11 protein-coding genes are annotated in these 11107 nt (G+C 39.4%); 2 read left to right on the top strand and 9 right to left on the bottom strand.

Going from position 1 to position 11107, the window contains the following annotated elements; all coding sequences use genetic code 11:
- Positions 1-561: 561 nt before the first annotated feature.
- The 4 genes from V7K25_RS02420 to V7K25_RS02400 all read right to left on the bottom strand — a co-directional run bounded on the left by V7K25_RS02420 (position 562) and on the right by V7K25_RS02400 (position 4397).
- Positions 562-1173, bottom strand: coding sequence for a hypothetical protein (locus V7K25_RS02420; RefSeq protein WP_335154740.1), 612 nt, complete (start codon positions 1171-1173; stop codon positions 562-564).
- A 45-nt stretch (positions 1174-1218) separates the two neighbouring features.
- Positions 1219-2244, bottom strand: a complete 1026-nt coding sequence (locus V7K25_RS02415; RefSeq protein WP_335154738.1) for a glucokinase — start codon at positions 2242-2244, stop codon at positions 1219-1221.
- 85 nt (positions 2245-2329) lie between these two features.
- Positions 2330-2977: a histidine phosphatase family protein gene (locus V7K25_RS02410; RefSeq protein WP_335154736.1), complete on the bottom strand. Its 648-nt coding sequence runs from the start codon at positions 2975-2977 to the stop codon at positions 2330-2332.
- A gap of 688 nt (positions 2978-3665) precedes the next feature.
- The gene (locus V7K25_RS02400) at positions 3666-4397 is read right to left on the bottom strand and encodes an ABC transporter ATP-binding protein (protein ID WP_335154734.1); all 732 of its coding nucleotides are present in this window, start codon (positions 4395-4397) and stop codon (positions 3666-3668) included.
- 229 nt (positions 4398-4626) lie between these two features.
- On the opposite strand from V7K25_RS02400, the gene V7K25_RS02395 reads away from it, so the two are divergent.
- A complete protein-coding gene (locus tag V7K25_RS02395) occupies positions 4627-5466 on the top strand; it encodes a DUF4351 domain-containing protein (RefSeq protein ID WP_335154732.1) in 840 nt (279 codons plus the stop codon).
- Between the two features lie 2 nt (positions 5467-5468).
- Here the strand turns inward: V7K25_RS02395 and V7K25_RS02390 are convergent, their stop codons facing one another.
- The 5 genes from V7K25_RS02390 to V7K25_RS02370 all read right to left on the bottom strand — a co-directional run bounded on the left by V7K25_RS02390 (position 5469) and on the right by V7K25_RS02370 (position 10282).
- Positions 5469-6260, bottom strand: coding sequence for an ABC transporter ATP-binding protein (locus V7K25_RS02390; RefSeq protein WP_335154730.1), 792 nt, complete (start codon positions 6258-6260; stop codon positions 5469-5471).
- 54 nt (positions 6261-6314) lie between these two features.
- On the bottom strand, positions 6315-7262 hold the full coding sequence (locus V7K25_RS02385) for a branched-chain amino acid ABC transporter permease (RefSeq protein WP_335154728.1): 948 nt from the start codon (positions 7260-7262) through the stop codon (positions 6315-6317).
- 49 nt (positions 7263-7311) lie between these two features.
- Entirely contained in the window at positions 7312-7914 is a 603-nt protein-coding gene (locus V7K25_RS02380; protein WP_335154726.1) for a Uma2 family endonuclease, read from the bottom strand.
- Between the two features lie 162 nt (positions 7915-8076).
- Positions 8077-9027 (bottom strand): branched-chain amino acid ABC transporter permease, encoded by a 951-nt coding sequence (locus tag V7K25_RS02375; protein ID WP_335154724.1) that lies wholly within the window; start codon positions 9025-9027, stop codon positions 8077-8079.
- A gap of 7 nt (positions 9028-9034) precedes the next feature.
- On the bottom strand, positions 9035-10282 hold the full coding sequence (locus tag V7K25_RS02370; protein ID WP_335154722.1) for an ABC transporter substrate-binding protein: 1248 nt from the start codon (positions 10280-10282) through the stop codon (positions 9035-9037).
- A 633-nt stretch (positions 10283-10915) separates the two neighbouring features.
- Between V7K25_RS02370 and V7K25_RS02365 the strand changes: the two genes are divergently transcribed.
- The coding region (locus tag V7K25_RS02365) for a hypothetical protein (RefSeq protein ID WP_335154720.1) at positions 10916-11107 on the top strand (192 nt) is incomplete at its 3' end.

Genomic DNA, 11107 nt, shown 5'->3' with positions numbered 1-11107 from the left:
GCCAAAACTGCTGCAAGAAGTCACTTACGATTTCTCCAAATTGATTAATTTTTATCGCTTTTTAATGTGAAGAAATATTTCGCCAACAGTGTCAGTAGTTTTACCCCACCCTAACCCTCCCCTTGCAAAGGCTACGGTGTACACCCAAGTCTGAAATAGCTGAAAAACCCAAGGTTTTACCCCACCCTAACCCTCCCCTTATAAAGGGGAGGGAACTAGATTTCCGGTTTCCCTCACCTTATAAAGGGAATTGAACTAGATTTCCGCTTTCCCCCCTTTATAAAGGGGATTGAACTAGATTTCCGGTTTCCCCCCTTTATAAGGGGGGATTAAGGGGGGTAATTCGACTTGTGTGTACACCGTAGCCTTGCAAAGAGGAAGGAACAGGATTTCTTTTTTCCCCCTTGCAAAGGGAGGATTAAGGAGGGTAAATTCTACTTATTTACACCACCATAGCCTTTTAGGAAAGAGGAATAGAAGTGAGGTCAAAATATATTGCATACAAATGAAAAGCGGTATATAAGCCACGCAATTGATTGCAAAGCTAATATAGTAGAGGTTTTAGTTATTTGGCTTTTTCAAAACTACATGGAAAGAATTTAAATATCCTGTGATGGTTTTAGCTAATGTTTTCTGCTGTTTTTTCGTAGTTATTGCCATTACTTGATATAATCTTCCTTCAGCAAGATACATTCTACTTCTAGTAATTTTCCCTCCAGAATTGATATACTCAATTTCTTTACCAGGATGATTATTAGAACTACGAATATTCCTTTGACTAATTAAATTGCTTTTTGTAGTCTTTAAAGCCATATCCCGTGCATTATTAAGTAAAGCTTGGGGGTCAGTTACTTGACCATAACTATAAGGAAAATCATTGTAAGCAACTACATAAGCTACTTGCTGTTTTGGTGGTTGAGCGACAAATATTTCTAAGGTAATTTCCCCCATGTAAGTTTTTTGGTATTGAGTATTTCTGTTGGGGTTTCCCGGCATTAAAATACTAAAGCGTCCATCTGGAGCAGTATATAACTTCCATTGTGGCTGCACGGGTTGAGAAACCTTTGGTTTAACAACAGCCGCCGGAGGTTTGGGTTGACGCGCTTCCACAAAAACAGAACCACCACAAACGAGTGTGGCGGCGATTAGTGGCAACAGACTTTTAATTGTCATATTTTTTGCCTTTGGAGATGCCGATCTCACTGATGATGCTAGCTGTTATAACCTAGCAGCACATAAAGCAGCACCTATTAGCCCCACTTGTGGGTTGAGGATAACATACACAGGGATCTCTTCAAGGAGGCGGCGCATCCTGCCTTTTTGGGTGAAATTTAATAAGAAACCGTTGTTTTGAATTAAGGGCAGGATTTTGGGTGCAATTCCACCAGCAATATATAAGCCACCGTAAGGTAGGAGTTTAAGGGCAAGATTGCCAGCTTCTGCACCGTAAGCCTCTATAAATAATTGCAAAGTTTGTTCACAGAGGCGATCGCGTTTTTCTAGTGCGGCTGTACCAATAACAGCACCAGGATCAACACTTTTCTCTTCCTGTCCGGCTTCTTGTTCCCAAGTTCTGACGATTTGAGCAATATCGGGGGATTCGGCGGCAAATTTGCGATCGCGCAGAAATTGGTAAATTGCCACAATTCCCATTCCAGAAACCACGCGTTCTACAGAAAGACGCTGGATATCATGTTTACCCAGCAAGTATTTCAACAGTTGAAACTCGATCTCGTTTCGAGGGGCAAAGTCAGCGTGTCCTCCTTCTGAGGGAAAGACTTGATAATCGTTTCCCTGTTTAATTAAAAATCCTTGCCCTAAACCAGTACCAGCACCAATAATTCCAATGGGGGTTTCGGGTTGAGGTTTGCCAACTTGCAACGTCAGCAAGTCTTGTTTTTGTAAACCTGAAATGCCATAGCCAACGGCTGCGAAGTCGTTAATCAAAGAAATATGTGGGATACCCAATTCTTCTTCTAAACGTTCGGTATCTAGGAACCAAGCTAAATTGGTTAGTTTGGCAGTATTTTTGACAATGGGGCCTGCGATCGCAAAACAAGCTTTTTCTGGTAAGGGTGTGTTAGCTTTCACCAAAAAATCCTGCACTATCGGTACTAAATCAGGAAAATCGGCACTGTGGTAACTTTCCTGATAAATAGTGTGTATTGCTGATGAATCTGATTTTTCAACCAATTGCAGAATAGTTTTTGTACCGCCGATGTCTCCTGCTAGTAACAAAGTCATAGAATTTATTGGTGAATTAAATTACTTTTTTTGTAAGATATACCCAACCTAGCAGAAGTCATGAACGCAAATCTCTATCAGAGGTTTAAGCAAATCGAATAACTTCTTCTATGTGGGTTAAGTGGGAAGTATCTCCCTTTAGTTCTAATAACCATTCTGGATCTTCGCGTACCACTTTTACCAGAGAACATAAAGAAGCCTTGACTTCTGTTTTGGCAATTTCCCCCACTAACCCCATTGCTCCGCCCAACACAGATGCACCATGTGCCACTAGCAGGATATCCTCTGGGAAGAACTCAGTAGCTAAACATCTCGCAGTTTGCCCAGAACGTTCTCGCACTTTTTCGTGAGTTTCAGGATATTTAGCGGCGATGCGCGAAGTATAGCTGGTGTCAATTCTAGGGAATAACTTTGCTAATGCTGGAGTTGAGAGTCTTTCGGGTTCTTCTGTCATCCAAACTGGGTTTAGCCATTCACTCAAGCCTGTTTCCAATTTGATTGGTAAATTTAGCATTTCTGCAACTGCGTTTGCCGTTTGTACGGTTCGCAGAAAAGGAGAAGCAAAAATATGGGCAATCTTTTCTTTTTTCAATCGTTTAGCTAACTGTTGTGCCTGCACCATACCATCATCAGACAAGGGTGGATCGTAGCGCCGTTCGGCGGTGAGAAACCAATCAGGGTTTACGAAGTCGAGGCGGTTAGCGTGTCTTGCGATCCAGACTATTTGACTCATGGGTTTAATTATTCCGGTGAATAGAATTCGCCGCTAAACAAATATATAGATATCTGCAAGGAGGGCTGCAAATATTAATATATGACAAAAATCGTAATAATTTGTAATAATATAAATTATTTGGAAAACTTATCAGTGCTGTCAATGTAGTTTTACTTATACCAATTTGCTATAGAGACGCACTTTTTTTATAGCAGTCCTATTTGATTCGTGAAAAATATAAATAATAAAATGAACCGCAAAGGGAAGAAAGAAAAAAGAGATATATAACACAAATGATTTAGGACTGCTATACTATTCTCAAAGCTACTGATAAATAAGATAATCGACAAATTTTACGAAATCGGGTATCTCCAAGTTGCAATTTTCATAAATCAAATAGGATTACGATAACTATAAATTTCTCAAAATGTTTATAACTTCAACCATCCAAATAGTTGCCCTACAGTTAATTGAAAGCCACTAACTAAATCGGGAACTGGTAATATTTCTTGTTCTTCTTGTAAAAGTTCTGGTTGCTGCTTTGGTGGATAGACTAAGACAGAGCGATCGCCTGGATCAATTAACCAACCTAGATGTATTCTGAGCTAGGTTTTGTTTCTGGTAGTTTCAAAAACTCTTCTAAAGTTAGGGGTTTAGTTGGTGATTTTACCATCTGCTTGTACCTGCAAAATTTTAATTTAATTAATTACCCTAAATAAGCTTTTTTAACTCGCTCATCACTAATTAATTCTGATGCAGCACCCGTTAAGGTGATAGAACCAGCTTCCAAAACATAACCGCGATCGGCAATTTGTAGTGCCAGGTTAGCGTTTTGTTCAACTAATAGAATAGTCACACCTGTAGCCCGGAGATTTTCAATAATAGAAAAGATTTCCCGGACGATCGCAGGTGCTAAACCTAAGCTAGGCTCGTCTAAAAGTAAGAGTTGTGGTTTACTCATGACAGCACGAGCGATCGCTAACATTTGTTGTTCGCCACCACTGAGGGTTCCTGCTAGTTGATTGCGTCTTTGTGACAAGCGGGGAAATAGCTCAAATTGGCGTTGAATATCTACTTTTACCTCAGCTTGATTTGAGCGAATATAAGCACCCAAAAGCAAATTATCCAATACTGTTTGCCGCGCTAATACTCTGCGTCCTTCAGGACAATGGGCAATACCAAGTTGTACAACTTCGTGAGTTTGGCGGCGGTTAATATTATGTCCATTATAGATAATTACGCCACTCTTAGGATTAACTACTTTAGATATGGCGCGGAGTGTGGTAGTTTTACCAGCACCATTAGCACCAATTAGAGTAACTACCTCGCCTTTTTGAATAATTAAATTAATCTTTTTTAGAGCTTGGATGCCGCCATAATTAACATCAAGTTCTTGAACTTCTAAAATTGTATAGTTTGGCTTACTATCGGCTTTCATCGGCGGTTTACATCCAGAAATGTTGATTCAAAACCTAAGATACATCAATCATACATTTCTTAAAACAGTGCGATGCAGAAAAGTCCTAGTGACTAGAAGTCGCTGCTACACGAGACTTTATCTAGCTTTGTGGGTTAGAAATACTTTTGCTTGACGTTAAAAACCAACACCAGAATACTGCAATCTTTATGATGTACCATTAATTACTGATAAAGATATCAAACATCCTGTGGTAAAAGTAGCAGATATTGGTAGCAAACGACTAATTAATTTAGCTCCCGATGCATGGGTAAAGTGGGTGACTCAGCATCCTGAAGTCGTGGCGAAAGAAATTCTCGGCTCTGAGTTTCACTGGATTAGCCGCGAAACAGATGTGTTGGTGAAAGCATACAGTGCTACTCACGGAGATTTTCTGGTACTTAATGAACTACAGTTGCGTTACACGGCACACATGCCTCTACGGATGAGAGCATATACTGCCTTGGCACAAGAACGCTACCGATTGCCAATTTACCCAGTACTGATCAACATTTTACCGCCCCCATCTATCTTAACTATTGTCGATAGTTACGAGCAGGAATTTTTGGGATTACGTGCTATCCAAGATTATCGCGTGATTAATTTGTGGGAAATCGATGCTGAAATAGTATTTGAGCAATCACTACCATCGTTGTTACCCTTTGTGCCAATTCTGCGAGGAGGAGGAGAGGTATCAGTTGTGCAACGCGCATTACAGGCGCTACGAGCAGATGCACAATTGAACGAGTTAGAATCATTGCTGGCATTTTTTGCTAGCTTTGTGTTAGACACGCCTTTAGTGCAACAAATCATGAGGTGGGATATGGCAGTATTGCGAGAATCGCCTTGGTATCAGGAAATTGAGCAAAGAGGTATTCAGCAGGGTGCGCGACGGCAGTTAATCCGGGTATTGGAACAACGCTTTGGTGAAATTTCCCATGAGGCAGAAATAAGGCTTGAGGGCAAGAATGTGGAGGAATTAGAAACTTTAATGGATAGCGCGATCGCAGTGAATTCTTTAGACGAATTTGTGAGTATTTTGTTTGTATAAATTCATTCATTTCCCAAATAAGCTTCAATTACAGCTGGGTCATTTCTAACAACTGCTGGTTCACCCAATGCAATCAATTGCCCAAAATCTAACACTGCAATGCGATCGCACAAACCCATAACCAATGGTACATGGTGTTCAATCAGGACAATTGTTAAATTAAACTGTTCTCGCAGACTACGGATAAATTCGCTCAATTGCTTCTTTTCGTTGGGGTTCATCCCCGCCGCTGGTTCATCGAGAAGTAAGATTTGGGGTTTTAATGCTAAAGCACGGGCAATTTCTAAGCGACGTTGATCGCCATAGGCAAAGTTTTTGGCTTTTTCGTGGGCGCGATCGCTTAATCCCACCAAATCCAATAAATCTAAAGCTTTCTGCTTAGTTTTAAATTCTTCACTAGGCGCTGGTGGTAATCCCAAAACTCCTGCAATAATATTACTTTTAGTGTGTAAATGCCGAGCAATAATCACATTTTCTAACGCCGATAATTCTCCAAACAAGCGGATATTTTGAAAGGTACGGGCGATACCTAAAGCAGCAATTTGATGAGGACGCAGTTGGGAAATTTCTGCACCTTGATAAATTAATTTACCGCCCGAAGGTGGAATGAAAGCAGTAATCAAATTAAACAGTGTTGTTTTACCAGCACCATTAGGGCCAATCAGTCCAAAAATCTCATGTTTCTTTACACTAAAAGATACATTATTTACCGCCACTAAACCACCAAAGCGGCGAGTCAATGCTCTTGCTTCTAAAACAATACTGCTGTTATTTTCTAGAATACTATGTGACATTTTTGCATATTATTATGAATATAAAACTTACCCAATAACTCTCTAAAACTTTTCTTACTTCGCGCCCTTTGTGGTTCGTTTTTCCATGATTTTCCGTCTTTGAAAAATATCTGGAGTAATTAGCCCTTGAGGGAAAAAGATTGTACCTATTACTATTAAAAAACCAAAAATAATTAATCTCCCATCGCGCAAAAATTGTGCTAACCAATTAGGTAAACCACCAGTATCAGCAAGACTTCGCAGAATCTCTGGTAAGGCTGTAAACACCATACCTCCAACTACCGGGCCTAAAAAAGTTCTCGAACCACCAATCAAAACAAAAGTTAAATATATAATACTGCTATCAAAAGTACCTTGACGAGCATTCCAGGTATTAAGGAAGTGGGCGCTAATTGCACCTACAATCCCTGCAAGTATAGCCCCTAGTGTGAACGCCAAAACTTTGTAATAAGTAGGATCAATTCCCATTGCACCCGCAGCTAATTCATCTTCGCGGATAGCGATAAAAGCCCTTCCTACACGGATGCGTTCTAAACGATAAAACAGCACCATACTAATTAATAGTAAGGGCAAAGCAATCCATAAATATTCAATTGGTGTTTGGAAAGGTTGAGGAATGCCAAAAATTCCAACAGCACCGCCTGTAATATCTAGATTGAGGGAGATGACGCGCAGAACTTCTACAAAAGCGATAGTAGCGATCGCTAAATAAATTCCTCGCAATCTCAATGCTGGAATTCCTACCATTACACCCAATAAGCCACAAATTACACCAGCAATTAACATCTCCAATAACAACAATCGAATGGGAAATAAACTATTGCTAGATGTAAAAACTTTTGTGGATAAAATTGCTGCAATATACCCACCTAAAGCATAAAAACCTGGACTAGCTAAAGACAATTGTCCTGTCATTAGTGGTAAGTAAAGCGATAACCCTATTAGTGCCCCTAATACCATAGAGACAATTAGAGAACCGTAAGTAGCAAAAAAATCAGCCATTTTAAAACATTTTGATTAAGCTTAATCAAACTATAATTTTTATCAATTACTAAGCTGTTAATATTTGCTCTGCTGTCAGCGCCAGTTCAGGAAAAGTTCGTGATGCAATTCGTTCTGAACCTCTAAACTGTGTGCGTTCATATTTTCCCTCAGCATCTAATAGAAAAACAAATACAGCCGGAACTTTTGGATTTCCTAAATACTCTCTTAGTCCAATTGCTAAATAATCTACAATCCAATATTCTGTAATACCTAAGCATTGATATTCATCCAATTTATCAATGTAGTCATCTTCCCAATTAGTTGATGTTACTTCTACATCTAACTGGATAGGTTCTTCAAGTGCAGAGTAAGCAGAACGATTTGAGCGCCATGTATTTTTATCTATGACACTTACATCAGGCTTACGCCCTTGCTCTATTCCATTAGCAGTGATAGTTTTAAAGACTGCTGTATTTTTTACTACGTAATTCAGATTTAAACGTTTAATTTCATCTTTGAAAGAGTCAGCCATAAAGTCAGCGACATCATCATGGTTTCTAGTTGCACGCACTTCTACAATTTCCCCATCTACAAGTTCATATAAACCTTCTTCTGGACACTGTTCTAAAAATTGCTCGAAAGTTAATTTAGGTTTGGTGTATGTTTTCATGGCGCTACGTCTCCCAGAACTAAAGTTTCGCGGCTTTTAACTAAAGTCCGTTCAAACGGACTATAACCTTTTCTTAATGGTCTTTAGACAACTTTCGCTATTAGACTCATAATTTATTCTGAGGCGGGCTAGATGAGAATGAAATAGCCCTGCTACGTCTCTTTAAACTTTTTGAATAAACCGCCGCCCTAGCAAACCTTGGGGTCTAACTAATAGCATGATAAACAAAATTCCAAAGGCTACTGCGTCTTTATATCCAGAGAATTCCGAAGGAACAAACGCCTCGACTAATCCAATTACTAAGCCTCCCACCACTGCACCGGGAATACTACCTAAACCACCTAAGACTATTACCGCTAAACCCCGCAAACCAAAAGCAATGCCGAAATATGGCCCAGCTATACTAACACTAGAAGCAACTAAAGTTCCTGCTAATCCTGCTAAAAAACTGCTGATGAAGAATGTTAAGATGATAAAGCGATCGCTATTAATTCCTAACAAACTAGCTGTAGTTGGATCTTCTGCGATCGCTTGCATTGCCTTACCATATTTAGTCCGATTGATAAAATAGGTAAGAATTGCCACAATCACCACCGATACAGCAAAAATTACCACCTGAACGCTGCGAATAGGAATTGGATTTTCTGGAGTACCAAAATTAATCGCAGGTGGCAAATTACCGTAAGTATTTGCGGGGTATGTGTAACTTTCTGCGCCTACTAAATACTGGATTAAATTTACAATTACGACTCCTACCCCCAAGCTGGAAACAACAGTTAGCAAGGGATCAGATCCTTGACGGCGCAAAGGTTGAAAAGCAACCCGTTCCATCACTACCCCTACCAATCCCGCCAAGGTACTTCCTAAAACTAAGGCTATAAAAAATGGTAATTTTATCGGTAAGGCTGCATTAGCTAGCAAGCCGTTAAATCCAAAATTGCCACCCATGAGTGTATAAGTGAAATATGCACCCAAGGTAAAAATCGCGCCATGAGCTAAATTAATGATGCCCAAAATGGAATAAACTAAGGTATAGCCTAATGCAAAAATTGCATAGATACTACCGATAGATAATCCGTTCAAAAATTGTTGCAGAAATAGAGTTATATCCATAGTGCAACTATTTTATAAATACGAACTTTCCAGTGTTTCCATCTTTATCCATCTTAATTTGGGCGACGTAAAACTCTTTTTGAATCACATCACCGACTGGCGTAAAAGCAATCTCACCTAAAGGAGTATCATACTTTCCAGCTAGTATTTGCTTGTTCAATTCTGTCCGCAGTTTATCAAGAGGTAATGTGCTGATTTTGGTTTTTTTATCCAACTCTTTAAGCGCTTCAACATATACCTGCACCGCAGCAAAAGATTGACCAGTAAATTGGGCTGGTTCTTTCTTGTATTGCTCAATATATGTTTGGCGAAATACCTTATTAATCTCACCAGGATATTCAGGACTGTAAGCTTGAGCAATCAGCACACCATCGCAAAGTGCTTTACACACTGATAAAACATTTGGTGTATTCAGACCATTACCACCAATAATTATGCCTTTATAACCCAGTTCTCGTAATTGTCGCACTAAGTTACCACCATCAGCCGCTAGTCCCGAAATAATTACTAAATCTGGTTTTAAGTTAATTGCATTGGTAGCTTGGGCTTGAAAGTCTGTATCAGTAGTTTGGAACTTTTGAACTGTTACTAATTCTAGCCCTTGTTGTTTTACCGCTGTTTGAAAAATCTCCGTTTCTGATTTGTTAAATGCATCATTTTGGGCGTAAAAAACTGCCACCTTTTTAATTTGAGGATTCTGCTTGAGTGCAGCTTTCAGCGAATTAGGAGCAACTATAGAGACGGGGGCAGATACACGAGCTATATAATCACCGATTTCTGGAATTCCTTTTGCGGTATTTGATGCGCCAATAACTGGGACTTTAGCACGTTCGGCGATGGGGTCAGCACTAAAAGCTTGCTGTGATAATGTAGGGCCAACAATACCGACTACTTTATCTTTGTTAATTAAAGTTTGAAAAGCGTTAATTGCTCCAGCTTCATCACCGCTAGTATCTTGGGTTACCAATTTAATTGGAGTGCCATTAATACCGCCTTTACTATTAAAATACTTCTCGGCAATTCTGGCTCCTACGAATCCTTCTTGACCAAGTAATGCTACGTTGCTGGTTTGTGCTAAGGCAATACCGATGGGAATAGCACCTGATGTAGTGGTAGTCTGGGTGGTGTTATTTGTAGTGTTATTTGTAGTACTATCTGGAGAATTTGCCACAGAGCCACCGCCACCACCACAGCCTGTTAGTAGTAAAGCGCAAGTTGATAATAATGCTGTTGTCTGAGCGATCGCGTTGTTCATCGTTAGATAATCATGTAGTTATTAGATATTCGGCAAAAGCTAATAATAATTTTCATTATCTGCAAAGAAAATGACGCAGATTTCCACTTTTGCACGAATTATATTAAATCATTCTTATTTGACCATGCAAACACAAATATTCAAAGTGTTTGTAAATACAAATTATAGTTAGCCATGATTTTACCATTCCCAGGTCAAACTTGGGAATCGTTAAGCGTGAGCACTTTCAGGTGTCAGATGTTCGAGTCAAACTTAAGTGTCTCAACTCATGCAACCGATTAACGGCGGAGTATCAGACTAAGGTGATCCATGATTTCTTCAGACTTAAACTCTGGTATAAACAAAGTTTTACCTAAAGTTTACTTTGGTAGAGTTTAATTCGCTCAGTGTTGATGCAACGGCTGATAATAGCAGTTCCATCGCACGAAGCTTTTGAGTTTGAACTGGATCATGTAAAGGATTGTAACTGATTTCTGTAGCTTTTAAAACTGAAATTGAATCCAAAATAGGTACGTGGTTTCATCGTACAATACCAGTCCAATTGAAAGAAAAATTCAGGAATTAAAACTTTACATCTGTCTAAATCTTTCCAACAAACTCAGAGCTGTATTAAGGAGAAAAACATTAGATTTTATGAAAAAGAAATTTACAATTTTAGCAGGCACAACATCGGTAATTTTATCCCTGGTAAGCCAACCAGTTCTTGCCGTTTGGAGTGGGCCTCTGAGTCTAGGAGGAGTATATACCTCAGATCCTAGTTGTGCTTCCTTAGGCACAAATCAGGTTATCTGTGCGGGTCTTGGAACCAATAAAGCACTTTTTGTG

The organism is Nostoc sp. (assembly GCF_036919495.1).
In the GTDB taxonomy this organism is placed as follows: Bacteria; Cyanobacteriota; Cyanobacteriia; order Cyanobacteriales; family Nostocaceae; genus Nostoc.
Note: the sequence above shows the minus strand (reverse complement) of the source record. Positions and strands in the feature narration are given on the sequence as shown.